Source organism: Dactylosporangium sp. NPDC050588, assembly GCF_040654975.1.
Classification (GTDB): domain Bacteria; phylum Actinomycetota; class Actinomycetes; order Mycobacteriales; family Micromonosporaceae; genus Dactylosporangium; species Dactylosporangium maewongense.
In genome coordinates, this window is the sequence record NZ_JBFAJA010000084.1 from 23,034 (window position 1) to 46,350 (window position 23,317).

Annotated in this window: 25 protein-coding genes; 16 read left to right on the plus strand and 9 right to left on the minus strand. The window is 73.2% G+C overall.

The genetic code is table 11. The features are described from left to right. Nucleotides 1-5 precede the first annotated feature (5 nt). The gene (locus AB0I21_RS43885; RefSeq protein WP_360569793.1) at nt 6-920 is read right to left on the minus strand and encodes an SDR family NAD(P)-dependent oxidoreductase; all 915 of its coding nucleotides are present in this window, start codon (nt 918-920) and stop codon (nt 6-8) included. A 102-nt stretch (nt 921-1,022) separates the two neighbouring features. Here AB0I21_RS43885 and AB0I21_RS43890 point away from each other — a divergent pair, with 102 nt between their 5' ends. The 4 genes from AB0I21_RS43890 to AB0I21_RS43905 all read left to right on the plus strand — a co-directional run bounded on the left by AB0I21_RS43890 (nt 1,023) and on the right by AB0I21_RS43905 (nt 3,188). Then, nucleotides 1,023-1,874: a helix-turn-helix transcriptional regulator gene (locus tag AB0I21_RS43890; RefSeq protein ID WP_360569795.1), complete on the plus strand. Its 852-nt coding sequence runs from the start codon at nt 1,023-1,025 to the stop codon at nt 1,872-1,874. Between the two features lie 25 nt (nt 1,875-1,899). Next, nucleotides 1,900-2,169: a hypothetical protein gene (locus tag AB0I21_RS43895; RefSeq protein WP_354898209.1), complete on the plus strand. Its 270-nt coding sequence runs from the start codon at nt 1,900-1,902 to the stop codon at nt 2,167-2,169. Between the two features lie 218 nt (nt 2,170-2,387). Continuing rightward, nucleotides 2,388-2,963 (plus strand): TerD family protein, encoded by a 576-nt coding sequence (locus AB0I21_RS43900; protein WP_360569797.1) that lies wholly within the window; start codon nt 2,388-2,390, stop codon nt 2,961-2,963. Nucleotides 2,964-3,017: 54 nt separating this feature from the next. Next, complete coding sequence (locus AB0I21_RS43905; protein ID WP_360569799.1) at nt 3,018-3,188, plus strand: hypothetical protein; 171 nt, start codon at nt 3,018-3,020, stop codon at nt 3,186-3,188. A 46-nt stretch (nt 3,189-3,234) separates the two neighbouring features. On the opposite strand, the gene AB0I21_RS43910 is transcribed toward AB0I21_RS43905, so the two are convergent. From AB0I21_RS43910 to AB0I21_RS43930, 5 genes are all read right to left on the minus strand, one after another. After that, a complete protein-coding gene (locus AB0I21_RS43910; protein WP_360569866.1) occupies nt 3,235-3,798 on the minus strand; it encodes a VTT domain-containing protein in 564 nt (187 codons plus the stop codon). Between the two features lie 38 nt (nt 3,799-3,836). Further along, nucleotides 3,837-4,361: a phosphatase PAP2 family protein gene (locus AB0I21_RS43915; RefSeq protein WP_360569801.1), complete on the minus strand. Its 525-nt coding sequence runs from the start codon at nt 4,359-4,361 to the stop codon at nt 3,837-3,839. A gap of 54 nt (nt 4,362-4,415) precedes the next feature. Next, complete coding sequence (locus tag AB0I21_RS43920) at nt 4,416-4,613, minus strand: hypothetical protein (RefSeq protein WP_360569803.1); 198 nt, start codon at nt 4,611-4,613, stop codon at nt 4,416-4,418. An 86-nt stretch (nt 4,614-4,699) separates the two neighbouring features. Next, nucleotides 4,700-5,107: a hypothetical protein gene (locus AB0I21_RS43925; protein WP_360569805.1), complete on the minus strand. Its 408-nt coding sequence runs from the start codon at nt 5,105-5,107 to the stop codon at nt 4,700-4,702. 49 nt (nt 5,108-5,156) lie between these two features. Next, a complete protein-coding gene (locus tag AB0I21_RS43930) occupies nt 5,157-5,990 on the minus strand; it encodes an alkaline phosphatase family protein (protein ID WP_360569807.1) in 834 nt (277 codons plus the stop codon). A gap of 97 nt (nt 5,991-6,087) precedes the next feature. Here AB0I21_RS43930 and AB0I21_RS43935 point away from each other — a divergent pair, with 97 nt between their 5' ends. The 8 genes from AB0I21_RS43935 to AB0I21_RS43970 are packed head-to-tail and all read left to right on the plus strand — an operon-like array spanning nt 6,088 to nt 13,504. Further along, complete coding sequence (locus tag AB0I21_RS43935; RefSeq protein ID WP_360569809.1) at nt 6,088-8,043, plus strand: hypothetical protein; 1,956 nt, start codon at nt 6,088-6,090, stop codon at nt 8,041-8,043. Between the two features lie 8 nt (nt 8,044-8,051). Then, nucleotides 8,052-8,738, plus strand: coding sequence for a response regulator transcription factor (locus tag AB0I21_RS43940; protein WP_344500560.1), 687 nt, complete (start codon nt 8,052-8,054; stop codon nt 8,736-8,738). Continuing rightward, a complete protein-coding gene (locus AB0I21_RS43945) occupies nt 8,738-9,499 on the plus strand; it encodes a phosphatase PAP2 family protein (RefSeq protein ID WP_360569811.1) in 762 nt (253 codons plus the stop codon). The genes AB0I21_RS43940 and AB0I21_RS43945 overlap by 1 nt, the downstream gene beginning before the upstream one ends. Further along, nucleotides 9,415-10,482, plus strand: a complete 1,068-nt coding sequence (locus AB0I21_RS43950) for a hypothetical protein (RefSeq protein WP_360569813.1) — start codon at nt 9,415-9,417, stop codon at nt 10,480-10,482. The genes AB0I21_RS43945 and AB0I21_RS43950 overlap by 85 nt, the downstream gene beginning before the upstream one ends. Then, on the plus strand, nt 10,479-11,195 hold the full coding sequence (locus AB0I21_RS43955; protein ID WP_360569815.1) for a polysaccharide deacetylase family protein: 717 nt from the start codon (nt 10,479-10,481) through the stop codon (nt 11,193-11,195). Before AB0I21_RS43950 ends, AB0I21_RS43955 begins: the two co-directional genes overlap by 4 nt. Next, nucleotides 11,192-12,181: a UDP-glucose 4-epimerase GalE gene (gene galE / locus AB0I21_RS43960; RefSeq protein WP_360569817.1), complete on the plus strand. Its 990-nt coding sequence runs from the start codon at nt 11,192-11,194 to the stop codon at nt 12,179-12,181. Before AB0I21_RS43955 ends, galE begins: the two co-directional genes overlap by 4 nt. A gap of 40 nt (nt 12,182-12,221) precedes the next feature. Beyond that, nucleotides 12,222-12,599, plus strand: coding sequence for a BlaI/MecI/CopY family transcriptional regulator (locus AB0I21_RS43965; RefSeq protein ID WP_344500552.1), 378 nt, complete (start codon nt 12,222-12,224; stop codon nt 12,597-12,599). Beyond that, complete coding sequence (locus AB0I21_RS43970) at nt 12,596-13,504, plus strand: M48 family metalloprotease (RefSeq protein WP_360569820.1); 909 nt, start codon at nt 12,596-12,598, stop codon at nt 13,502-13,504. Before AB0I21_RS43965 ends, AB0I21_RS43970 begins: the two co-directional genes overlap by 4 nt. Before the next feature lie 210 nt (nt 13,505-13,714). Here AB0I21_RS43970 and AB0I21_RS43975 read toward each other — a convergent pair whose 3' ends face one another. Together AB0I21_RS43975 and AB0I21_RS43980 are read right to left on the minus strand one after the other, a co-directional pair. Then, complete coding sequence (locus AB0I21_RS43975) at nt 13,715-15,088, minus strand: HAMP domain-containing sensor histidine kinase (RefSeq protein ID WP_360569822.1); 1,374 nt, start codon at nt 15,086-15,088, stop codon at nt 13,715-13,717. 57 nt (nt 15,089-15,145) lie between these two features. Next, a complete protein-coding gene (locus AB0I21_RS43980; RefSeq protein WP_360569824.1) occupies nt 15,146-15,886 on the minus strand; it encodes a methyltransferase domain-containing protein in 741 nt (246 codons plus the stop codon). A gap of 236 nt (nt 15,887-16,122) precedes the next feature. On the opposite strand from AB0I21_RS43980, the gene AB0I21_RS43985 reads away from it, so the two are divergent. The 3 genes from AB0I21_RS43985 to AB0I21_RS43995 all read left to right on the plus strand — a co-directional run bounded on the left by AB0I21_RS43985 (nt 16,123) and on the right by AB0I21_RS43995 (nt 19,826). Beyond that, entirely contained in the window at nt 16,123-17,283 is a 1,161-nt protein-coding gene (locus tag AB0I21_RS43985; RefSeq protein WP_360569826.1) for an alkaline phosphatase PhoX, read from the plus strand. Between the two features lie 178 nt (nt 17,284-17,461). After that, nucleotides 17,462-17,968 (plus strand): GAF domain-containing protein, encoded by a 507-nt coding sequence (locus AB0I21_RS43990; RefSeq protein WP_360569828.1) that lies wholly within the window; start codon nt 17,462-17,464, stop codon nt 17,966-17,968. 40 nt (nt 17,969-18,008) lie between these two features. Beyond that, nucleotides 18,009-19,826, plus strand: a complete 1,818-nt coding sequence (locus AB0I21_RS43995) for a DUF4118 domain-containing protein (protein ID WP_360569868.1) — start codon at nt 18,009-18,011, stop codon at nt 19,824-19,826. An 84-nt stretch (nt 19,827-19,910) separates the two neighbouring features. Here the strand turns inward: AB0I21_RS43995 and AB0I21_RS44000 are convergent, their stop codons facing one another. Next, a complete protein-coding gene (locus AB0I21_RS44000) occupies nt 19,911-21,053 on the minus strand; it encodes a hypothetical protein (RefSeq protein WP_360569830.1) in 1,143 nt (380 codons plus the stop codon). A gap of 414 nt (nt 21,054-21,467) precedes the next feature. Between AB0I21_RS44000 and AB0I21_RS44005 the strand changes: the two genes are divergently transcribed. After that, entirely contained in the window at nt 21,468-23,306 is a 1,839-nt protein-coding gene (locus tag AB0I21_RS44005; protein WP_360569832.1) for a DUF4118 domain-containing protein, read from the plus strand. Nucleotides 23,307-23,317: the final 11 nt, after the last annotated feature.

The following is a 23,317-nucleotide window of genomic DNA, read 5'->3' on the forward strand; positions in this document are numbered from 1 at the left end:
GGTCGTCAGACGGCCGCGCCGCTCGCGGCGAGCAGCTCCGCGGTGGCGGTCCACAGGCGGCGCTCCCGCTCGCGGTCGTGGGCGACCGGGCGGACCTCGGTCAGCCGGTCCTTCACCACGAACGCGCCGTCGCGCAGGTGCGCCCACCGCTCGTCCAGCGCCACGGAGGCGAGCATCGGGCCGGAGCGGCGCGGGGTGGACACGAACGGCAGGCGGCCCAGCCCGCGGCCGATCGCCTGCAGCGCCCGCGGGGCCCCGCGGCTCAGGGCGGTGCCGGGCATCCAGCCGGGCTCGAACACCGACACGGCCACCCCCGGGGCGTGCCGTTGCAGCTCGTGGGCGTAGTACAGGATCGCCAGCTTGGCGGTGCTGTAGGCGACTCCCGACGCGGTCATGTCCGGCTTCGCGCCGGCGGGCGCCGGCCGGGCGAGCTCCACGGGGTCGCGCCACCGCGCCTCCGGCACCCCGAGCACCCGGCGCCAGAAGTTGGCGCTGTACGTGTTGGAGCCGAGCAGCACGATCCGGGCCGGCTCCGCCGGCGAGCCGAGCAGGTCCGCGATGAGCTGGGCGTGCGCGAGGTGGTTCACGGCGAAGGTCAGCTCGTAGCCGTCGGCGGACGCGGCCCGCGTGTCGGCCGACATGTGGCCCGCGTTGGCGATCAGCGCGCCGATGGGGCGCACCGTCCCGGCGGCGACGAGGTGCCGGACGGTGGCCGCCGCCGCCCGTACATCGGCCAACCGCGACAGGTCGCAGCCGATCTCTTGGACGGTGGCGCCACGCGCCCGCGCCTCGTCGGCGACCTCGCGCAGCGCGGGCCCGGCCCGGCCGACCAGCAGGAGCTCGGCGCCCGGCCGGTCGGCCACGGCGAGGGTGGTGGCGCGGCCCAGACCTCGGGTCGGGCCGGTGATGAGCGTTGTCATGCTCCGAGCGTGACCGCCCGCAACCCCGTCAGGCAGTCGTCGCGTTGTCGTAGGACTGCCAGGGCCAGGACACGCCCGCCGGCCCCGGTGGAGACTGGGCGGGTGGAGCAGTGGGAGTTCGGCCGGGCGGTGCGCCGCTGGCGTGACCGGGTCGCGCCGGAGACCGCCGGCCTGCCGGTCGGCCGGCGCCGCCGCGCCGCGGGACTGCGCCGCGAGGAGCTCGCCGGGCTCGCCGGGATCTCCGCGGACTACCTGACCCGGCTGGAGCAGGGGCGGGCGACCGCGCCGTCGGTACAGGTGGTGCAGGCCCTCGCGCGGGCGCTGCGCCTGTCCGGTCCCGACCGGGACCTGCTCTACCGGCTCGCCGGCCACGCCCCGCCCGGCGCCGACGTCGTGCCGTCGCACATCCCGCCGAGCGTGCAGCGGCTGCTCGACCGGCTCGCACACACCCCGGTCGTCGTGTACGACGCCACCTGGACGCTGGTGGTCGCGAACGCGCCGTACGACGCGCTCATGGGCGAGACGTCGGGCTGGCACGGCCTGGAACGCAACGCCGTCTGGCGCAACCTCGCCGGCTTCCCGACCCGTGTCGTCCACACCCCGCAGGAGCAGGCCCGTCACACGGCGCTGCTGGTGGCGGACCTGCGCCAGACCGCGTCGCGGTATCCGGCGGACCGTTCGCTGCGCCGGCTGATCGACGACCTCGCGGCCGCGAGCCCGCGCTTCACCGAGCTGTGGGAGGGCGAGGCGCCCGCACCGCCGTCGGAGCCGTCGCGGCACAAGACCGTCGAGCACCCGGCCGTCGGCCGGATCACCCTGGACTGCGACACGCTCGTCGTCACCGCCGACGACCTGCGCATCACGGTCTACACGGCCGAGCCGGGCACTGACGACGCCGACCGGCTCGCCCTCGCCGTCGTGCTCGGCACGCAGACCCTGACCGGTTCCGCGTGACGGAGCTTCGATGGACAATGCCGCCATGCAGGTTTACCGGGGTGTGTCGGCGTTCCACCTGACGGCGGTCAACGAGGGCGTCGACGTGGTCGAGCAGGCGCTGCTGGCCGCCGGGATGACGTTCACCCGGACCGCGGTGACTGTCGGTTGGCCGGGCGGCCGCGGCGAGGGCGCCGAGTTCGTGTTCGTGTTGCCCGGCACCAACCAGCGCCCCGGCCTCGACCTCGTCCAGCACCTGCGGTCCACCGGCATGTGGCTGCTGATTCGTAAGGTCGACGGCACGACGCCAGGGTGACGATGCAAAAATTGGCCGTGTCTCGTCGTGACTCACAGCGAACGTCCAGGGTCGCGGAGCATGATGGACCGGCGAGCGGTGACTGCATCCTCGCTGGGGGGTCTGTGCTGCACCCGGCCTGGCCGGCGTCGCAGGACAGTTCGGCGTCACCTGTAGCACCGTCTGCAAACGTCAGCCGGCGCGGACCGCACTCGTGCCGGCATCGATCTGGAGGATTCATGGGAGTCAGCCTCAGCAAGGGCGGCAATGTCAGTCTGACCAAGGCCGCGCCCGGCCTGGCCGCGGTCAACGTGGGTCTGGGCTGGGACGTGCGCACCACCACCGGCGCGGACTTCGACCTGGACGCCAGCGCGCTGCTCGTGGGCGCGGACGGCAAGGTCCTGTCCGACCAGCACTTCGTGTTCTTCAACAACCTCAAGTCGCCCGACGGCACGGTCGAGCACACCGGTGACAACCTGACCGGTGAGGGCGAGGGTGACGACGAGATGATCAAGGTGAACCTCGCCGGGGTCGCCCCCGAGGTTGACAAGATCGTCTTCCCGGTGTCCATCCACGACGCCGACGCCCGCAGCCAGTCCTTCGGGCAGGTCACCAACGCGTTCATCCGGGTGGTCAACTCCGCCGACAACAACGAGCTGGCCCGGTATGACCTGAGCGAGGACTACTCGACGGAGACCGCGCTGGTCTTCGGCGAGCTGTACCGCAACGGCGGCGAGTGGAAGTTCCGCGCCGTCGGGCAGGGCTACGCGTCCGGCCTGGCCGGCATCGCGAAGGACTACGGCGTCAACGTGTAACCAGGCGTCACCAGACCGGCGGGCCCCTCCGATCCTGGATGGGCCCGCCGTGCTGTGCGTGAGCGCGCCGCGGCGTATGCGGACGACCAGTCGTCGCTGTACCCGTCGCTCGTGGCCGGCACGAAGGTCGTCGTCGCCGGGAGCGGCCTCGAGACCATCGACATGAAGGCCTTCCTGGCCGAGGCGCAGAAGGGTGCCGGCGGCGCCGGCAAGATCGTCGGCTGAGCCGGCGGGGCGCGGACGTGCGTTCAGGACGGTGGTGCCGGACCGCTCACCGCCGGCGCGAACGGGCCCGCAGGAGCTCGACGCCGATCGGCACCACCGACAGCACGACGACGCCGATGAGGATCAGCTCGATGTTGGACTTCACGAACGCGATCTGCCCCAGGAAGTAGCCCAGCACCGTGACGCCGGTGCCCCACAGCGCGCCGCCCACGGCGTTGTACAACACGAACGTGCGGTAGTGCATGCCGCTGGTGCCGGCGACGATCGGGGTGAACGTCCGCACCACCGGCACGAAGCGGGCCAGGACGATCGACCGGGCACCGTAGCGGGCGAAGAACTCCTGCGCCTTGGCGAGGTGCTCCTGCTTGAACAGCCTCGAGTTCGGCCGCCGGAACAGCGCGGAGCCGACCCGCCGGCCGAACAGGTAGCCGAACTGGTCGCCGGCGAACGCGGCGACCGACACCAGCAGGCACACCAGCCACAGCGGCTGGTGCAGGTAGCGGCCGTCGGCGACGAGCAGCCCGGTGGTGAACAGCAGTGAGTCGCCGGGGAGGAAGAACCCGATCAGCAGGCCGGACTCGGCGAAGACGATCGCCAGGATGCCGAGCATCCCGAAGGTGGAGATGAGCCATTCGGGGTCCAGGAACTTCACGCGGTCTTCCTAACGACGGTTGCGGCCGGAGCTGATGCGACGAGGGCGACCGCCGCGGCGGCGATGCCGAGTGCGGCGAGGATGTCGCCCGGGTAGTGCACGCCTACCCAGATCCGGGCCACCCCGACCGCGGCTGCCGCGACCAGCAGGGCGACGCCCGCGCCGCGGTGCAGGAACACCCCGACGGCCAGCGCGATCGCGAACGCGGCGGTGGCGTGGTCGCTGGGCAGTGACACCCCGCCGGCGTGCGCGACGAGCTGGTGCACCTGGTGCGTCTGGAACGGGCGCAGCTGCCCGTTCAGGTGGTTCAGCAGTTGGGCGCCGAGGAACGCCACCAGCAGCGCGGCGAACACGTAGGCGACCTGGCCGCGCCGCCCGCGCCGCAGCGCCCACACGACGACCGCGGCGAACGCCGCGAACACGACGTAGATGAACGGGCCGGCGAGGAACTCCATGATGTCGTCGACCCCGTCGACCCGGCCGGCGTGGTCGTTGATCAGCTGGAACAGTCGGTAGTTCATCCTGGCCAAGGTAGGGATCCGAACCTGAGAATCCGATGAAGGCGCCGCCGGCCGTCACGGGCGCGCGACGACCGCGGTGCGCGGCGCGGGCCGGAAGAACAGGGCGAGCATGACGCCCGCGAACAGCAGCCAGGCGGTGATCTCCAGGACGCTGGCGCGGGGCGTGAGGTTGACGGTGCCGGCGATCACCAGCGCGGCCTCCAGCCCGTCGCGCAGGCCGATGAGGTAGCTGGCGAAGACGACCGTTCCCACGAGCCGCTCCAAGCGTAGGCTTACCTAACGCCGCCAATCTCCTACATGTTGTAGGAATGTGCAAGCGGAGCGACCGTGGCGGCCATTCAGGGCGTCGGACTGGCGGTCGGGGACACGCCGGCGGCGGGCACGGACGGGGAGGCGGTGGCCGCCGGCCCGTCGTCGTCGCGCTCCCCGTCTTCGTCCCGGTCGGCCTGCTCGCCGCGGTCGCGGCCGCCGCCGTGGTCGGCGTGCTCCCCGTGCCGGTCGCCGCCGCCCTCGCCGTGCAGGCCGACGATCGCGGCTCCGGCGACCGCGCCCAGGGCCGCACAGGGAACCACCGCCAGCACCAAGGTTGCCGCGACGGCCACCACCGCGGCACGGCCGGGCGTGGCGACGAGCCCCGACCACCGGGACCGCGTCGTCGCTGACGCCGGCGCCGGGCCGGGCCACAGAGGTTGGCCGTGCTCGATCTCGGGCAGGTCCGGAGCTGCGGGTTCGTGTTCAGCACTCATGGCCGGCGAAGGTAGGGCGGCGAACCTGAGAATTCGATGAACGGCGTGCTCAGCGCAGCTGGAGCGGAGCGCGTCCGGCGGACTCGCCGAGCGGCGGCAGCCCGTACCACTGCTGGATGGTGCGCAGGATCGAGTAGTGGTCGATCCGTTCCGGCCGGTCCCCCGCGGCGACGTGCCCGCCCAGCACCACGGTCGGGATGTGGTTGCCGTCGGTGCGGTTGTCCTCGTCGAAGGTGAGCACCAGCAGGCTGTTGTGCCGTTCGGCCCAGCCGATGTACCCGTCGAGCATCGCCCTCAGCCACGCATCGGCGTCGCTCTTCGGGCAGTCGTGCATGTCGTGGCAGAGGCCGGGGATGACGAAGGAGACGGTGGGCAGCAGGCGGTAGTCGGCCGGGAGGTCCCGCAGCGGCCGGTTCGCCGACGCGGGCACGTTGTCGAAGTTGACCCACGGGTTGTGCCGGCGCACGTAGACACCGTCGGCGCAGCCGGTCCAGCCCACCGACGGCAGGTCCTCGGAGTACCCGGCGAACGTGCGCCCGGCGTCCAGCAGCTGCCGGGCGAGGTTCGGCACGCCGGTGAACGTGTGGCCGCAGTGGTTGTCGGTCACGCCCTGGGTCGAGCCGGAGAACAGGGCGAGGTAGTTGGGCTGGCTCGGGTGCGTCTCGCCGTACGCGGCGGTGAAGTTGGCGCCCCGCGCGGCGAGTCCGGTGATGTACGGCGTCCTGCTGTGGCCGATGACGGCGTCGTACCGCTTGTTCTCCATCACCACGATCACCACATGGTCGGGCGGGCCGGGATCGGCCACGGAGCTGGCCTGCCCGGCGGCGGCGCCGAGCACGGCGAGACACGAGACGGCGACGCCCAGGGCTGAGTTCCTACGCATACCTACAGCCTGTAGGAGTACGCTGACGTCCCGGACGACCGACCCGCCGATGTCAGCCTTCAGGTGGGTTTCAGGATCGCCGCCCTACAGTCCGGCCATGCTGAGCACGGCGGGTGCGCTCCCACGCCACGGGCACCGGGCGGCGCTGGCACTGACCGGCTGGACCGTCGGCTGGTTCGTGATCATGGCGTGGGACGGCGGAGGGTCATGGCACTTCTTCGTGCAGGGCGCGCGGGCGCTGGCCGACACCGACGACGCGATCCGCGGCGGCCTGCACACCTACGCGGCCGCGCCGATGCTGCAGTTCGGCCCGGTCGCGCTGCTCGCCGCGCTGGTCACGATCCCGGCCGGTGCGGCGGGCGGGCTGCTCATCTGGCAGGTCCTGGGAGCGGCGGCCGGGCCGGCGATCCTGTGGCAGATCCGCCAGATCGGCGCGGCGACCCGGCCCGGGCTGCTCCGCGACGGGCGGCTCGACCGGCGGGTCGCCGCCGCGGCCGTCTTCGTCCTGCCCGTCTGGCTGTTCCTGGCCGTCGGTGTCGCCCACATCGACGACGTCCTGGCGCTGCTCTTCGCGGTCCTGGCACTACGCACCGCGGTGTCCAGGCGACCGGTCGTCACCGGCGTCCTGCTGGGCCTGGCCGTCGACGCCAAACCGTGGGCGCTGCCGTTCGGCTGCGTCCTGCTCCTGCTCGGCGACCGGCGGGCGGTGCTGACCGGCGCGGCGGGCATGGCCACGGTGATCGCCGCGGCGTGGCTGCCGTTCTTCCTCGCGGACCCGGGGACCAGCAACGCCCTGCGCTTCACCATCGCCAACACCGAGCTGTCGGCGCTGCGGGTGCTCGGCGTCCACGACGCCAGGACGCCGCCGTGGGACCGGCCGGCCCAGGCGGTCCTCGGCACCGTCGCCGCGCTGCTGGCCTGGCGCCGCGGCCGGTGGCCGGCGATGGTCCTGGTCGCCGTCGGCGCCCGCGTCGTGCTGGACCCGGGCACCAACAAGTACTACATCGCCGGGGTCGTCGTCGGCGCCGCGATCTGGGACGTCCTGGGCTCCCGCGCCGCGTGGCCGTGGTGGACCGCGTCCGCGTGCCTCGGCCTCTTCACCGCCCGGTGGGTGCCGATGCCGGACGCCGCGCACGGCTGGCTGACGCTCGCCTACGTCGCGGCGTGCGCGGCCCTGCTACCCACCCGTTCGGGTGCGGGCGCTTTCAGCGACCGTTCAGGTCCCACCTGTGAGGCTCCCGTCATGAAGATCGCCCGCCGTACGGCGAACAAGGTGCCCGAAGTCACCGTCTACTTCTGGATCATCAAGGTCCTGGCCACCACGGTGGGCGAGACCGCCGCCGACCTGCTCAACATGAACCTGGGCCTCGGTCTCGGCTGGACGACCGTGGTGATGGCCGCCCTGACCGCGGGCGCGCTCGCGGTGCAGCTGCGGGCCGGGCGGTACGTGCCGTGGCGGTACTGGCTGGTCGTCATCCTCGTCAGCGTCGTCGGCACGCTGGTCACCGACAACCTCGTCGACAACGTCGGGGTCCCGCTCGAGGTCACCACCGTCGTCTTCGCCGTCGCGCTCGCCGTCACGTTCGTCCTCTGGTACAGCAGCGAACACACGCTGTCGATCCACGCCGTCACCACCCGGCGGCGGGAGGTCTACTACTGGGCGGCGATCCTGTTCACGTTCGCGCTCGGCACCGCCGCCGGGGACCTGCTCGCCGAGCGGATCGACGTCGGGTACCTACCGTCGGCGGGCCTCTTCGCCGCCGCGATCGCGCTCATCGCCGCCGGGTACCGGCTGCGTGCCCTGGGTCCGGTCCTGGCGTTCTGGGCCGCGTACGTGCTGACCCGACCGCTCGGCGCGTCGCTCGGCGACTGGCTTGCACAGTCCCGTGACGCCGGCGGTCTGGGCCTGGGTACGGTCGGACCGAGCGTGGTGTTCCTGCTCGCGTCGGTCCTGCTCGTCGTCCACCTGACCCGCAGCCGGGTGGACGTCGTCGACGAACGGGCCGTCGGGTCCGGCGAGCCGGCCCCGATCAACGCCCGGACCTACCCCTAGGAGGCGGAGTGCGGCTGCTGCTGGTCGAGGACGAGGTCGGGCTGGCCGAGACGATCCGGGACGGCCTGCGCATCGAGGGCTTCACCACCGACGTGATGTTCAACGGTGTGGACGGGCTGTGGGCGGCGACCGAGTCACCCAACGGCGCCTACGACGCGATCGTGCTGGACATCATGCTGCCGGGGCTGAGCGGCTACGAGGTGTGCCGGCAGCTGCGGCAGCGTGACGTGTGGACGCCGGTGCTGATGCTGACCGCGAAGGACGGCGACTACGACGAGGCCGACGGGCTCGACCTCGGCGCCGACGACTACCTCACCAAACCGTTCTCGTTCGTGGTGCTCGTCGCCCGGCTGCGGGCCCTGATCCGCCGCGGCGCGCCGCAACGGCCGGTCGTGCTCAGCGCCGGCGACCTGCGCCTGGACCCGGCGCGGCGGCGGGTGACCCGCGGCGACGACGAGATCCCGGTCACGCCGCGGGAGTTCGCGCTGCTGGAGTTCATGATGCGGCACGCCGGTGACGTGGTGACCAAGACCGCCATCATCGAGAACGTGTGGGACGCCGCGTTCGACGGCGACCCGAACATCATCGAGGTCTACGTCGGCTACATCCGCAAGAAGATCGACCACCCGTACGGACGGTCCGCGATCCGCACCGTCCGCGGCGCCGGCTACCGCATGGACCCGGACGGCGGCTGATGCGTCGCGTCCCGGTGCTCTGCGCGGCCGCGCTGGGCCTGCTCACCGTCCTCGTCGTCGTCCGGTTCGGCCCGCTGGTCCGCCTCGACGCCGCGGTCAGCGAGGCGGCCCGCCACGCCGCCCTGCGGCACGACGGCTGGCGCGCGGCGATGTCGGCGATCACCCACAGCGCCGACAGCCTGGTGCTGGTGCCGGCCGGGCTGCTGCTCGCCGCGGTCCTGCTGTGGAAGCGGTGGCGGACCGGCCTGTGGTTCCTGCTCGGCACCGCCACGGCCGCCACCGTCATCCGGCTCACCGTCCTGACCCTGGTGCACCGGCCGCGCCCGGTCGACCGGCTCACCCCGACCGCCGGATGGGCGTTCCCGTCCGGGCACACCACGTCCTCGGCGGTGACCGCCGGCGTCCTCATCGTGCTCGGGTGCGCCGTCCTGACCGGCCGCCGGTCGCGCCGCGTCCTCGTCGCCGTCGCCGGCACCTGGGCCGTGCTCGTCGGCGTCAGCCGGGTCGCGCTGCTCGCGCACTGGCCCAGCGACGTCCTCGGCGGCTGGCTCCTCGCCACCGCCGTCACCGTCGCCTTCGCCCGCGGTCTGCGGGTTCAGCGTTCCTTCAGGACCGCGCGGCCACCATCCCCTCAGCGTGACGACGGCCGGACGCACCGGCCGGAGGGGAGCCCGGAATGCACCATCCAGCGGCACGACAGCGCATCGTCGTCGTCTCCGCCAGCTTCGGCGCCGGACACGACGGCGCCGCCGCCGAACTGACCCGCCGCCTGCGCGCCGGCGGGCACCAGGTCGACCGGCACGACTTCGTCGACCTGGTGCCACGGCGGGCCGGGGTGCTGCTGCGCGGCCTGTACCGGCGGCAGCTCACCACACTCCCCCACACCTGGGGCTGGCTGCTCGCCCTCGCCGGCTCGCAGCGGCTCACGGGCGGCGCCGCCGCGCTCACCGCCGCAACCGACGCCGCGATGCACGCCGCGGTCGGCACCGACGCCGCCATGGTGGTGTCCACCTACCCGCTCGCCGGTCAGGTACTCGGCCGGCTGCGGCGGCAGGGGCGGCTCGCCGCACCGGCGGTCACGTACCTCACCGACCTGTCCGTCCATCCGCTGTGGGTCGCCGCCGGGGTCGACGTGCACCTCGCCCTGCACGACGACGCCGCCCGGCAGGCGAAGGAGCTCGGCGCGACCGACGTCCGGGTGGTGGCCCCGGCGGTCGCGCCGGCGTTCACCGACCCGGTCTCCGCCGGCGTCCTGGCCGCCGCGCGGGCCCGGTGGGGGCTGCCTGACGCGCCGCTCGCGCTCGTCGTCGCCGGCGCGTGGGGCGTCGGCGACGTGGAACGCACCGCCGCGGACATCGCCGCGACCGGCGTCGCCGTCCCCGTCGTCGCCTGCGGCCGCAACGACGTGCTGCGGCGGCGCCTGCACCGGTCCGGGCGCACGATCGCGCTCGGCTGGGTCGAGGACATGGCCACGCTGATGCGGGCCTGCCAGGTCGTCGTCCAGAACGCCGGCGGCCTGTCGTCGCTGGAGGCGCTCACGGCCGGCGTGCCCGTCGTGACCTACCGGTGCCTGCCCGGCCACGGCGCCACCAACGCCGGCGCGCTCGACCGCATCGGCTGGGTCCCGTGGATCCGGCACCGCCGTGACCTCGTCGCAGGCCTGCGGGCCGCACTGTCCGGGCAGCTCGGCTTCACGCCCGCCGCCACCCCGCCCGAGTCCGTCGCCCACCTGGTCGCGGCATGAGACGCGCCCTCGCCACCGGCCTCCTCGCCGCCACCGCGGTCCACGCCGCGCCCGCGGTCACCGCGTTCGCCCCGGCGCGGCGCGCGCTGCTGCCGGAGCTGACCGGCACCGGACGGCGCGACCATGTGGCGCTCACCTTCGACGACGGGCCCGACCCCGCCTCGACCCCGCACTTCCTGCGGCTGCTCGCCGCGCACGACATCCGGGCGACGTTCTTCGTGCTCGGCGCGATGCTCGAGCGCGATCCCGCGCTGGGGCGGGACATGCTGGCCGCCGGCCATGAGCTCGCCGTCCACGGCTGGACGCACCGGTGCCTGCTGTGGCGCACGCCCCGTGGCACCCACGACGACCTCGCCCGGGCCCGCGACCTCGTCACGTCGCTGGGCGGCGGCTGCCCGCGCTGGTTCCGGCCACCGTACGGCGTCCTGACCACCGGCGCGCTCGTCGCCGGCCGCCGGCTCGGCCTGCAGCCGAAGCTGTGGACGGCGTGGGGCCGCGACTGGGAGGCCCGCGCCACGCCGACGTCGATCACCCGGACCGTGACCAGCACCCTGATCGGCGGTGGCACGGTCCTGCTGCACGACAGCGACTGCACGTCCGCCGCCGGGTCGTGGCAGCGGACCCTCGCCGCGCTGCCCCGCATCATCGGCTGGGCCCAGGACCGCGGCCTGCGCATCGGCACCCTCGCCGCGCATCAGGCGGTGCCGCGATGACGTGGCTCGTCACCGGCGGCGCCGGATACATCGGCGCGCACGTCGTCGCGGCCCTGATGGCGGCCGGCGAGCCGGTCGTCGCCCTCGACGACCTGTCCACCGGCGACCCCGCCCGCCTTCCCGCCGCGGTGCCGCTCGTCGTCGCCGACGCCGGCGACCCGGTGCTGCTGCGGGCGACGCTCGAGCGGCACCGCGTCACCGGGGTCATGCACCTGGCGGGCAGCAAGTCCGTGCCGGAGTCGGTGCGCCGTCCCACCTGGTACCACCAGCAGAACGTCGGACTCGTCGCCGCGCTGCTCGCCGCGATGGTCGACACCGATGTGCGCCGGCTGGTGTTCTCGTCGTCGGCCGCCGTGTACGGCGTGCCCAGCACCGCGACCGTTGCGGAGGACGCGCCGGCCCGGCCGGTCAACCCGTACGGGCAGACGAAACTCGTCGCGGAGGACCTCGTGGCCGCCGCGGGCTGGGCGCACGACCTGTCCTGGATCGCGCTGCGCTACTTCAACGCCGTCGGCGCGGGCGCCCCGCACCTCGGCGACCGCGGCGCCACGAACCTGCTGCCGCTGACCTTCGCGGCGCAGGAGACCGGGGTGCCGTTGACCATCGCCGGCACCGCGCTGCCGACCCCGGACGGCACCGGCGTGCGCGACTACGTGCACGTGGCGGACCTCGCCGAGGCGCACCGGCTCGCCGCCCGCCACCTCACCCGCGGTCACCGTGCCGCGGTGTACAACGCCGGGGCCGGTCGCGGGCACTCGGTGCTGGACGTCGTGCGGGCCGTCGCCGCGGTCACCGGCGCGCCGGTCCCGGTCCGGTCCGGCCCGCCACGTCCGGGTGACCCGCCGGAGGTCGTCGCCGCGATCGACCGCATCCGTGCCGACCTGCACTGGCGGCCCCGGCACACGCTGCTGGACGCCGTCACCTCGGCCTGGCAGGCCCGCACCGCCGCGCTCACCGCCGCCGGCGGGCGCGGACAGTACGGATAGCGCGCGGGCCGCCGGGCAGGTCACGGATATGGTGGTGATCGTGGCTGACTCCAACGCGCGCCGCGCGCCGGGCTCACTGGAGGCTCAGGCGATGGCCGCGCTGTGGGCCGCCGGCGAGCCGCTGTCCCCGGCCCAGCTGCAGGCCGCGCTCGATGCCGGCCTGGCGTACAACACCGTGCAGACGATCCTCGTGCGGCTGCACGACAAGGGTCTGCTGGAGCGCCGGCCGGCCGGGCGCGGGCGTGGTCACGTGTACTGGCCGGCCCGGGACGCGGCGACGGCGGCGGCCCAGCAGATGCGGGCGGTCCTGGACGGGCCGACGGACCGGCAGGCGGTGCTGCGCCGGTTCACCGACGACCTCGCCGAGGACGACCTGGCGACGCTGCGCGCGCTGCTGCGGCAGGAGCCGCCGGCGTGACCGTCGCCGTCTACCTGCCGCTGCTGCTGCCGGCCCTGCTCGCGGTCGCCGCGCGTGCGCTGGCCGCCGCGGCCGCGCCGGAGCGGACGGCTCGGGCCCTCGCCGCCGCTGCCGCCCTGGCGGCCACGGTCAGCACCGGCAGCCTGGCGCTGCTGGCGCTGACGCTGCTCGATGACCTGCCCGCGCTGGAGGCCCGGGAGCACGCGGCCGCCTACCCGCTGCCCGAGCCGGTCCCGGGCGTGGTGGCGCTGGCCGCGGCGACCGCCCTGGTCTGGGTCGGCCGGCGCTGCGTGGCGCACCTGCGGCAGGCGCGGGCCGTCACCCGGGACCTGCTCGCCGCCGGGGTGCCGCACGACGGGCTGCTCGTCGCCGACCTTCCCGAGCCGCACGCCGTGGCGGTGCCGGCGGGCGCCGGCCGGGCCGGGCACGTGCTCGTGACGGCGGGCCTGCTGCGGCTGCTGGACCGCACCGAACGCGCCGCGGTCCTCGCCCACGAGCACGCGCACCTGCGCCACCGCCATCACCGGACGGTCGCGTTCGCCACCGCCGCCGCGGCCGCCAACCCGCTGCTGCGGCCGGTCTCCCGGATCGTCGCGCTGCTGGTGGAGCGCAGCGCGGACGAGACGGCCGCGGCCGCGGTCGGGGACCGTCACGTCGTGGCCCGGGCCATCGCGAAGGTCGCCCTGGCCGGCGGCGGTCGGCGTCTCGCCGGTGGCCTCGCGGCCGGCGGGTCCGACGTCGTGCGCCGCGTCCACGCGCTCACCCGACCGGCCGCCGGCCGTTTCCGCGCCGCGGGCCGCTTCCGGGCCGCCATGGCCGCGAGCGCGGCGGTCGTGGCCGTCTGCGTGGCGGCGGGCGGCGCCGCGGCAGCCGACTTCGTCGCCGTCGCCCGCGCCTGGCTGTGAAACCGCGCGTGGTGGCCGATCAACCGGGCGGGCAGCGCCGGAGCCGCCGACCTCGTTGCGATCGCCCACGCCTGGCTGCAAAAACCGCGCGGGTGGTGGCCGATCAACCGGGCGGGCAGCACCGCGGCCGCCGACCTCGTCGCCGTCGCCCGCGCCTGCCCGTTGGGGCCGCGGTCGCATGACGGCCGGGCCGCGCGGGGTGGTGTCCGGTCAGCCGGGCGCCATGGGCAGCCGGATCCGCAGCAGCGCGCCGCCGTGGGGCCCTTCGTGGACGGTGAGCGTGCCGCCGTGCGCGGCGACGACGTCGCGGGCGATCGGCAGCCCCAGGCCCGTGCCGCCGGCCTGGCGGGAGCGGTCGTCGTCGAGCCGCACGAACCGGCCGAAGACCCGCTCCCGCTCGGCCGCCGGGATGCCGGGCCCGTCGTCGGCGACGGTCAGCTCGGCAGTGCCGCCGGCCGCGCTCAGGCCGATCTCGACGCGGCCGCGGGCGTGCCGGGCGGCGTTGTCGAGCAGGTTGCGCAGGACCCGCTGCAGGTGGTGCGGGTCGCCGTCGACGCGGACGGGGCTGACCCGCGCCTCCACCCGCAGGCCAGGGTGGCCGGAGCTGAGCCGGTCGCGTTCGGTGTAGACGATGTCGTCGAGGTCGACGTCCTCCCTGCGCAGCTGCGGACCGGACTCGTCGATGCGGGCGAGCAGCAGCAGGTCGGCGATGAGCCGGCCCATCCGGGCGCTCTCGTGCTGCATCCGGGTGACGTGGGCGCCGGCGGCCGGCGGCAGGTCGGCGGCGGCCAGCAGGTCGAGGCCGGCGTGGATGGTCGACAGCGGGCTGCGCAGCTCGTGGCTGGCGTCGGCGACGAACCGGCGCTGGGCGTCGGAGGCCGACTCGATCCGGTCCAGCATCGTGTTCATCGTCGTGGCGAGCGCGGCGATCTCGTCGGCGGTGGCCGGCACCGGCAGCCGGGTGTGCAGGTTGCGGGCGGTGATCGTGTCGGCCTGGCGGCGCATCGCATCGACCGGGCGCAGCGTACGGCCGACGAACAGGAACGTGGCCGCGCCGACGACGAGGGTGAGCAACGGCATCCCCACGGCGAGCGCGCCGATGACCGCCTCGGTCCCGTCGTTGACCTCGTCCAGCGACTGCGCGACCAGGACCGCCCGCGGCCCGTCGGGGGTGCTGACCCCCAGCGCCACGATCCGGAAGTGATCGTCGCGGGCGAGCTCGAGCCCGCGCTGCTCGCGCAGCGTCTGCCCCGGCTGGGGTCGCAGCGGGGAGATCGCCCCGGCCCCGGCGACGGCGGCCGACGCCGCGACGACCCGCCCACCCCCGTCGATCACCTGGACGACGGTGCGGTCCCGCGCGGTCGGGCGCAGCGTGGCGGCGAGCCCGGCCCCGTCGCCGGTGCCGAGCGACGCGGCGACCTGGGTGGCGCGCTGGCCGATCGCCTGGTCGATGTTCTCGGTGAGGATGAACCGGGCGGCGACCACGAGCGTCGCCCCGCTGGCGAGCGCCGCGACGGCGACGACGGCCGCCGCGGCGAGCGCGGACCGCATCCGCACCCCGAACCGCCCCCACCACCTGGTCATACTCCTGAACCTAGCGGTGGCGACCTGAAGCGGCGCTGAAGACGCCCGCGGACGTGGTTACCCGCGGCGCGCGACGTAGACGACGTTGACGGCGAACTCGTCCACGCCGGGCACCTTCCCCGCGACGGCGTCGAAGGCGCGCGCCGCACGGTTGAGCCCGGGCCGCTCGTACCAGCCTTTGCTCAGCATCGCGAACCCGCGCCGCTGCACGACCTCGAACCCGTGCGACCGCAGCAGCCCGTACATGTGCCGGTGGGACAGCTCGGCGAACCAGGGGTTGTCCGCCTGCCGGCGGGCCCGCAGGTGACGCACCGACCGGGCGTTGCCGTGGTTCTCGACGACGAGCAGCCCCGCCTCGGCGTTCGGCAGCGCCTCGGCGGCGAACGACAGCGCCCGGTGCCGGACGTCGTCGTCGACGTTGAGCATCAACCGGAACATGGTCACGATCGCCGGACCGTGTGTCGGCACCGGCACGGGTACGGGCCCGTCGGCCGCCACCTGGTGAAACGCGGCATTGACGCCGAGCTCGGCGGCCTTGGCCATCATGTCGGCGGAGGTGTCGTAGCCGTGCGCCTCGTGGACCAGGCCGTGCAGGGCACGGATCGCCCGCCCGGTCCCGCAGGCGAAGTCGTGCTGCGTCGGCCGCCAGGTCCGGAACGTCCGCCGCACCAGCGCCCGCAGGTACGCCCGTTGTCGGCTGCCGACATGCGACGCGTACGTGCCCGGCGCATACGTGGCGTGCTCGTACTTGTCGACCGCGTCGGCGTTCTGGAACACCTTCGTGTAGCCGTCGGTCATGCGTGCCGCCTTCCCGGGCGGCCCCCGCCTGCCCACCCACGTCACCTACAACGAGTAGGAGTCCGCTGGGACACCCTTCACACGGCCGTCTACTCAAACGGAGGACACCCGCCTCGCCGCCGGGACGGCGGGCTCGTGGCCGTGTGATGTTCAGACGGCCATAGACTTACGTTCATCGATGACTTGGGGTGGTCCGGAAGGGTCGGTCTCCTTGGTTCCGCAACCTGGGAGGGCTCATGGATCGTCGTACGTTGCTGCGCGCCACCGTCGCTGGGGCCGGCGGGCTGGCGCTGCCCTTCACCGCGTGGTCGGCGGCGTACGCCGCGCCCGCGCAGAACGCCACCGGGCCGTACGGGGCATTGCAGGCCGCCGACACCAACGGGATCCAGCTGCCCGCCGGGTTCACGAGCTCGGTCGTCGCCCGGTCCCGGCAGACGGTGCCCGGCACCTCGTACGTGTGGCACGACGCGCCCGACGGCGGCGCCGTCATCCCCAACGGCACCGGGTGGATCTACGTGTCCAACGCCGAGACCAGCTCGGGCTCGGGCGGCGGTGCGTCGCGGCTGGTCTTCGACGCCAGTGGGGCCGTGGTCGGGGCGTCGCGGATTCTCTCCGGTACCAACAACAACTGCGCCGGCGGGAAGACGCCGTGGAACACGTGGCTGTCGTGCGAGGAGATCGGCCTCGGCCGGGTCTGGGAGACCTACCCGCTCGGCGGCACCGCCGTGGCCCGTCCGGCGATGGGCCGGTTCAAGCACGAGGCCGCCGCGGCCGACCCGGTCCGCCGCGTCATCTACCTGACCGAGGACGAGACCAACGGCAAGTTCTACCGCTTCGTGCCGACCACGTGGGGCGACCTGTCGTCTGGCACGTTGCAGGTGCTGGTGGCCGGCAGCGCCACGTCCGGCTCGTTCACCTGGGCGAACGTTCCCGACCCGGACGGCTCCCCCACCGCCACCCGCAGCCAGGTCTCCGGCGCGAAGTCGTTCAACGGCGGCGAGGGCTGCCACTACGCGGACGACACCGTCTGGTTCACCACCAAGGGTGACAACCGCGTGTGGCAGGTCAACCTCGCCAGCGGCACGTACGAGCTGGCCTACGACGACAACCTGGTCAGCCCCGGCACCGCCCCGCTCACCGGCGTCGACAACGTCACCGGGTCCACGGCCGGGGACCTGTACGTCGCCGAGGACGGCGGCAACATGGAGATCTGCCTCATCACACCGGACGACAAGATCTCCGTCTTCCTGCGCATCACCGGGCAGAGCTCGTCGGAGATCACCGGACCGGCGTTCACCCCGGCCGGCAACCGTCTCTACTTCTCCTCCCAGCGCGGCACGACCGGCGCCTCGTCGGGCGGCATCACGTACTGCGTCACCGGCCCGTTCCGCACCTGACCCACCCACCGCGGCAGCGCCGGGCGAGGCATCCCGCACCGCCACGCCCGGCGCTGCCGCCACCGAACCACCCGCCCGGCGTTTGCCGGCGCGGCCGGAGCGTCGAATACTGGAACCGAGGGTGTCAACCGAACCACCTCCAGGGCGTGCAGCGTCATGACCGGAAGGACCATCGATCATGGATGCGGCCGAGCTACTGAACATCGCGGTGGCCGATCTGGCCCTGGTGCAGGACGTCGAGCAGGCACAACAGATCATCCGGGGCGCCGCGAGGCGCCTGGCGAACGCGCACGGCTCCACCGTGGTGCTTCTGGAAGACGGGTGCTGCTTCTACGCCGACGAGGACGCGGTGAGCCCGCTGTGGAAAGGGCAACGATTTCCCGTGCGGCAGTGCATCAGCGGGTGGTCGATGCTCAACCGTCAACCGGCCATCGTGCCGGACATCCAGTTCGACGAACGGGTGCCGCAGGAGGCGTACCGGCCGACATTCGTGAAGAGCCTCGCCATCGTCCCGATGCGTGTCGAGGATCCGCTGGGGGCGATCGGCGCCTACTGGATCCAGCCACACCGGGTCGCCGACGAGGAACTGGTCCGGCTCGAGGCACTGGCCGCAGCCGCCGGCGCGGCATTGTCCCGTCTCATGGCCCCGGAGACGGCCGATCTGGTGGGCTCAGGACAACCATGACGGCGAGTCGAAAGAACACACGCCGGTGTCGGAATACCTGGTGCCGTTGCTGCTGAGAACGAAGCTGCCGCCCACCTGGCTCGGGCTGGTCGTCGCATTCGCGTGCGTCGCGGCGGAGACCCTCGTGATGTTCCCCCTCCGGGACGCCTCTCCGACGGCCGCCACCGGCGTGGTCTACCTCTGCGGCGTCCTGGTCGTCTCGATGGTGTGGAAGCCGTGGCTCAGCGTCCTGACCGCCGTCGCCAGCGCCATCGCCTTCAACTACGTCCACGTCCAGCCGTACTGGACGCTGGACTTCACCGCGCGTCGGGACCTACTGACCGTTGCGGTGTTCATCCTGGCCGGGCTCGCGGTCGGTCACCTGGCGGATCTCGCCCGCGCTCGCGCCGCCGAGGCGGCCGAACGCCGCCAGGAAGCCACCCTCGCCACCGGGCTGGCCAAGTGCATGCTGTGCGCGGCCGATCTGCGTTCGGCGCTCGGCTCGGCGTCGCAGCGGCTCGCGCAGGCGCTTGAGCTACGGTCCGCGGTGATCGAGCTCGACGTGATTCCCGGGGACGGGCAGCAGATTGCGCTCCCGCTGTGTGACGGTGCCACCCGCCTGGGCACCCTGCTGGTTCCGGCCGACCTCCCCGAGCGGACGCTGGAGCGCCTGCGGCAACGCGTGGTGCCGATGCTGGAATGGCTGCTGTACGCGGCGCGTGACCACGACGCGATCGTCGACTCGCTGAACGCGAGCCGGAAGATCGCCCTGCTCGTGGACGAGCAGGTCGCGTGGCGGCGGGTGGCCATGCTGGTCGCACGGGGGTCGGCGCTCACCGACGTGTTCGACGCGATGACGGAAGAACTCTGCCGGGCCCTCGGTGACGTCCGCACGGCGCTGATGCGCTACGAGCCGAACCGCACCGCCACCTGCCTTGCGGGTCTGAGCGAGCTGGGCGGCCCGATGTCGATCCCGCTCGAAGAGGACGGCATCGTCGGGACGGTGCTGCGCACGCGGCGTCCGGCCCGGATCGACTGCTACGACGGTGCCCCCGGTCCGGCCGCGACGGCCGAACGCGGCCTCGGCATCCGCGCGGCGGTCGGCGTGCCTGTCATGGTCAACGGGCGTATCTGGGGCATGCTCGCTGTCGTGTCGTTCACGGCCGAGGCGATTCCGCTGGCGGCCGACCGGCGCCTGGCCGACTTCAGCAACCTCATCGCGAGCACGATCGCCAACGCCGAGCATCACGCGCAGCTCGCCGCATCCCGTGCCCGCATCGTCGCCGCCGCCGACAACACCCGGCGACAGTTCGAACGGGCGCTGCACGACGGTGCACTGCAGCGGGTCGTCTCGCTCGGGCTCGAGCTCAGCATGACCGAGGCGTCGATGCCACCGGAGCTGAACAGGTACAAGACGCAGCTGTCACATACCGCACAGGGCCTGAACGGCGTGTTCGAGAGCCTGCAGGAGGTCTCGCGGGGCATCCATCCGGCGATCATGTGCACGGGTGGGCTCGGCGCCTCGATCAAGTCGCTCGCCCGCCGGACCGCGATTCCGGTGGACCTGAACCTGAACATCGACCGGCGGCTGCCCGACCACACCGAGGTGGCCGTGTACTACATCGTGTCCGAGGCGCTCGCCAACGCCGTCAAGCACGCCAAGGCGAACATGGTGCACGTCAACGCCGAGGCGGAGAACGCGGTGTTCCGGCTTTCGGTGCAGGATGACGGCGTCGGCGGAGCCAGCCTCGGCAAGGGGTCCGGACTGATCGGCCTGCAGGACCGCGTCGAGGCCCTCGGCGGCCACATGGAAGTCGTGAGCCCGGCCAGGCACGGCACGGCGCTCCTGGTCAAGATCCCTATCGACGAAAGGTCATAGCTGTTCACCGCCGGCCCGGCGCTCCGCGAGCGCGTCCCACGGCGCCCGCTCAGCTCGGCAGTGAGCGGACGCCGCGGACCCTGATCACTGCGGGAAGTCGCCGGGGTCGACCGAGTCGGTGTCGGCGTTGCCGCCGACGCTGGCCTTGAGGGTGATTTCCCAGGTGGTGTACTGCCTGCTCGTGGTCTTGAACTCGAAGAGGTCCTCGAACTTCTCGAACTCGCAGGAGCGGGTGAACCCGGCGACGCCCGCGTCCCAGTCGACGCCGGTGGCCATGTACACCTGGTAGTTGCCGTCCTTGACCTTCTTGACCTTGTACGTCTTGCCGGCCGAGACGTAGACCGTCCAGGCCGCGACCTTGCCGCCGTTCGGGACGAGGCTCACGACGACGTCGGTCGTGCTGCCGCTGTTGTTGATCGTGAATTCGCCGGAACCGTTGAGGGTTCCCTTCTTCACCATGGTGCCGTTCGCCAGCGTGCGGGTCTGCTGGGCGACCGGCGCCGGCAGCCACGCGCCGAACGTGAAGGCGGAACCGAAGGCCTTGACCGCGTCCCGAAGGTAGGTCGCCGCCGGCAAGCCGGTCACCTGGGCGACCGCCGCGGAACCGGCGCAGATCTCGCCGTTCTTCGCGTCTCCGGTCAGCGCCACGAAGTCGCTGCCCAACGAGTCGAACGCCCGCTTGAGCTGCTCGTGGCCGGCGGCCGCCTCGTTCGGCGGGGTGACGGACGTGAACCGGGGCGCGCTCGTCTTGACCGCATCGGCCAGGGCCTGCGCGGCCTCGACCGTCGCCGCCTGGTTCTTCGCCGCGGCGACCTTCTGCCACGCCGGACCCATCACCGCGTCGGCGTCGGTCAGGAGCGTCTGGTAGGCGGTGGCGGTCAACGGCTCCGGTGCCTTGCTCGGCGTCGGGCTCGCCTTTGCGCCGCCGGCGGCACCTGAGGAGGTCCGTTTCTGCTCGGGGTCACCGCCGACGAAGGCCGCGGCCACGCCAACACCGCACACGAGCAGAAGCACGGCGGCGACGACGCCGATGATCAGCTTGTTCCTCGATCCCGTGGACCCCGTGGGCGCGCCCCGGTCACCGCTGGGCCACCCTGCGCCCGGGCCGCCGGTGACGGGACCGGTGGGCGGCGCGTTCCAGCCGGGAGCGCCGGTGGGCGGCATCCCGGACGCGTCGGGCATCCCGTACGCGGGCATGCCGGAGGTCGGCGGTCCATATGCGGGCATACCGGAAGTGGGTGGACCGTACGCGGGCATACCGGAAGTGGGTGGACCGTAAGTGGGCATCCCAGAGGCCGGCGCACCGTACGCGGGCATACCGGAAGTGGGTGGACCATATGCGGGCATACCGGGGGCGGGCGCGCCAAATGCCGGCATACCGGAGGCGGGTGTCGCGGAGGTAGGCATGCCGGACGTGGGGATGCCGGAGGTCGGCATGCCCGGTGCGGGGGCGTCAGGTGCCCCCCACGCAGGGAAGTCCGGGTTCGGCCCGGTGGGAGAGGGCGGCGTTGTCACGCGTGCACCGTACCGGTTCAGATGCAAGTGCAGGTGCCCCGACCGGCAGTTGAAGATCACTCCGGCGGACCCCGGCGCCGCGACGGCGAGCATCCGATGCGCCGTGGTCGGACTAGACTGATGTCAGTGCAGATCGGTGCGCTGACCCGGCTGGTGCGACCGACACCCCCGCCCCGCGGGTTGGGGATCGCGGTCGCCGCCGCGCTGATCGCGGTCGAGACCCTGCTGGTCTATCCGCTCCGGCTGGCCATGGAGCCGTACTTCCCCGGCATGATCTACATCGTCGGCGTGCTGGTCACCTCGATGGTCTGGGGCATGTGGCTCGGGCTGGTCACCGCGGTGGCGAGCACCATGGCGTTCGTCTACTTCCACGTCCAGCCCTTCGAGAGTTTCGCCGCCTCCGACGTACGGCAAGTCGTCGACCTGGCGTTCCTGCTCATCGTCGCGGTCGCCACGAGTGCGGTGGCGGACCTGTCCCGGCTGCGCGCCGTCCAGGCCGAGGAGTCCGAACTCACCGCCGAGCTGGCCAGGCTGCTGCTGTACGCCGACGACCTCCCCGCGGTGCTGCCCGCCGTCGCACAGCGCATCGCGCGATCCCTCCAGCTGTCGGACGCCGCGATCCACCTCGCGACCGTCCCAGGTGATGACCGGCATGCGGCGTTTCCCCTGTACATCGACGCCGCCCAGCGCGCGACCCTGGTGGTGCCCGTCGAGACGCCCAAGCAGACGATGCAACGGCTGCGGGACAGCATCGTGCCGTCGTTGACGCCGCTGTTGCTCGCCGGCTCGGAACGTGCCGCCGTGCTGAGCTCCCTCGAAGCGAGCCGGGAGCAGCTGTCCCGGCTCGCCGCCGAACAGGCCGCATTGGGGCGGGTGGCCAAGCTCGTGGCCGGCGGCAGTCCCCCGGCCGAAGTCTTCGACGCGATCACCACCGAGCTGCACGGACTGATGAGCGAATACAGCACGTGGCTGTGCCGCTACGAGTCCGACGGCACGGCCAGCGTCGTCGCGACCAACCTCACCGACGAGCTCACGACCGACGCGCGCTGGCCGATCGACGGCGAGAACGTCCTGGTCAAGGTGCGGGACACGGGATGCGCCGCCAGGGTGGACACCTTCAACGGCGCGGCCGGCCCCGTCGCCGCGCACGCCCGTGACATGGGTATCCACTCCGTGGTCGGGGTGCCGATCGTGGTCGACGGGCGGCTGTGGGGCGCGGCGGGCGTGGCGTGGGTCCGGTCCGAGCCGCTGCCGCCCGGCACCGAGGCACGCGTCGCGGAGTTCACCGACCTCGCCGCCACCGCCATCGCCAACGCCGACGGCAAGGCCGAGCTTGCCGCGTCCCGGGCCCGGCTCGTCGCCGCCGCGGACCAGGCCCGCCAGCGCATCGAACGCAACCTGCACGACGGCGCGATGCAGCACTTCCTCGCCGTCGCGATGCAGCTCGGTGCCGCGGAGGCCATCCTGCCGCCGGAGCTGACGGAGGCCAGGGCGGAACTGTCGCAGGCCCGGCGCGGTCTGGTCAGTGCCATGGACAACCTGCGCGAGATCTCGCGGGGCATCCATCCGACGTTGCTCGCCTCGGACGGTCTGCCGACCGCGCTCAGGGCGCTCGCCCGCAGGTCCCCGGTGCCGGTCGACCTCGACGTCCACACCGACCAGCGCATGCCTCCGGTGGTCGAGACGGCCGCGTACTACATCGTCTCCGAAGCGCTGACCAACGCGGTCAAACACGCCCACGCCACGGTCGTGCACGTGCAGGCGACCCGCAACGACATGCTGCACCTGTCGATCGACGACGACGGCATCGGCGGCGCCGACCCGCACCGCGGCACCGGCCTCACCGGCCTCCAGGACCGGGTCGAGGCACTCGGCGGGCACCTCACCATCACCAGCCCCGCCGACGGCGGCACCCGGCTGTCGGCCACCATCCCGACCGATTCCTTCCCCATGCATGTCTCCTGAGCCGGCGGACC

What these genes read in the sequence shown, in the direction of transcription:
- AB0I21_RS43885 (WP_360569793.1), bottom strand. Translation starts at nt 920, where the DNA reads ATGACAACGCTCATCACCGGCCCGACCCGAGGTCTGGGCCGCGCCACC.
- AB0I21_RS43895 (WP_354898209.1), top strand. Translation starts at nt 1,900, where the DNA reads ATGCAGGTTTACCGGGGTGTGTCGGCGTTCCACCTGACGGCGGTCAAC.
- AB0I21_RS43900 (WP_360569797.1), top strand. Translation starts at nt 2,388, where the DNA reads ATGGGAGTCAGCCTCAGCAAGGGCGGCAATGTCAGTCTGACCAAGGCC.
- AB0I21_RS43910 (WP_360569866.1), bottom strand. Translation starts at nt 3,798, where the DNA reads ATGCTCGGCATCCTGGCGATCGTCTTCGCCGAGTCCGGCCTGCTGATC.
- AB0I21_RS43915 (WP_360569801.1), bottom strand. Translation starts at nt 4,361, where the DNA reads ATGAACTACCGACTGTTCCAGCTGATCAACGACCACGCCGGCCGGGTC.
- AB0I21_RS43925 (WP_360569805.1), bottom strand. Translation starts at nt 5,107, where the DNA reads ATGAGTGCTGAACACGAACCCGCAGCTCCGGACCTGCCCGAGATCGAG.
- AB0I21_RS43930 (WP_360569807.1), bottom strand. Translation starts at nt 5,990, where the DNA reads ATGCGTAGGAACTCAGCCCTGGGCGTCGCCGTCTCGTGTCTCGCCGTG.
- AB0I21_RS43935 (WP_360569809.1), top strand. Translation starts at nt 6,088, where the DNA reads ATGCTGAGCACGGCGGGTGCGCTCCCACGCCACGGGCACCGGGCGGCG.
- AB0I21_RS43945 (WP_360569811.1), top strand. Translation starts at nt 8,738, where the DNA reads ATGCGTCGCGTCCCGGTGCTCTGCGCGGCCGCGCTGGGCCTGCTCACC.
- AB0I21_RS43950 (WP_360569813.1), top strand. Translation starts at nt 9,415, where the DNA reads ATGCACCATCCAGCGGCACGACAGCGCATCGTCGTCGTCTCCGCCAGC.
- AB0I21_RS43955 (WP_360569815.1), top strand. Translation starts at nt 10,479, where the DNA reads ATGAGACGCGCCCTCGCCACCGGCCTCCTCGCCGCCACCGCGGTCCAC.
- galE (WP_360569817.1), top strand. Translation starts at nt 11,192, where the DNA reads ATGACGTGGCTCGTCACCGGCGGCGCCGGATACATCGGCGCGCACGTC.
- AB0I21_RS43975 (WP_360569822.1), bottom strand. Translation starts at nt 15,088, where the DNA reads ATGACCAGGTGGTGGGGGCGGTTCGGGGTGCGGATGCGGTCCGCGCTC.
- AB0I21_RS43980 (WP_360569824.1), bottom strand. Translation starts at nt 15,886, where the DNA reads ATGACCGACGGCTACACGAAGGTGTTCCAGAACGCCGACGCGGTCGAC.
- AB0I21_RS43985 (WP_360569826.1), top strand. Translation starts at nt 16,123, where the DNA reads ATGGATCGTCGTACGTTGCTGCGCGCCACCGTCGCTGGGGCCGGCGGG.
- AB0I21_RS43990 (WP_360569828.1), top strand. Translation starts at nt 17,462, where the DNA reads ATGGATGCGGCCGAGCTACTGAACATCGCGGTGGCCGATCTGGCCCTG.
- AB0I21_RS44000 (WP_360569830.1), bottom strand. Translation starts at nt 21,053, where the DNA reads ATGCCCGCATATGGACCGCCGACCTCCGGCATGCCCGCGTACGGGATG.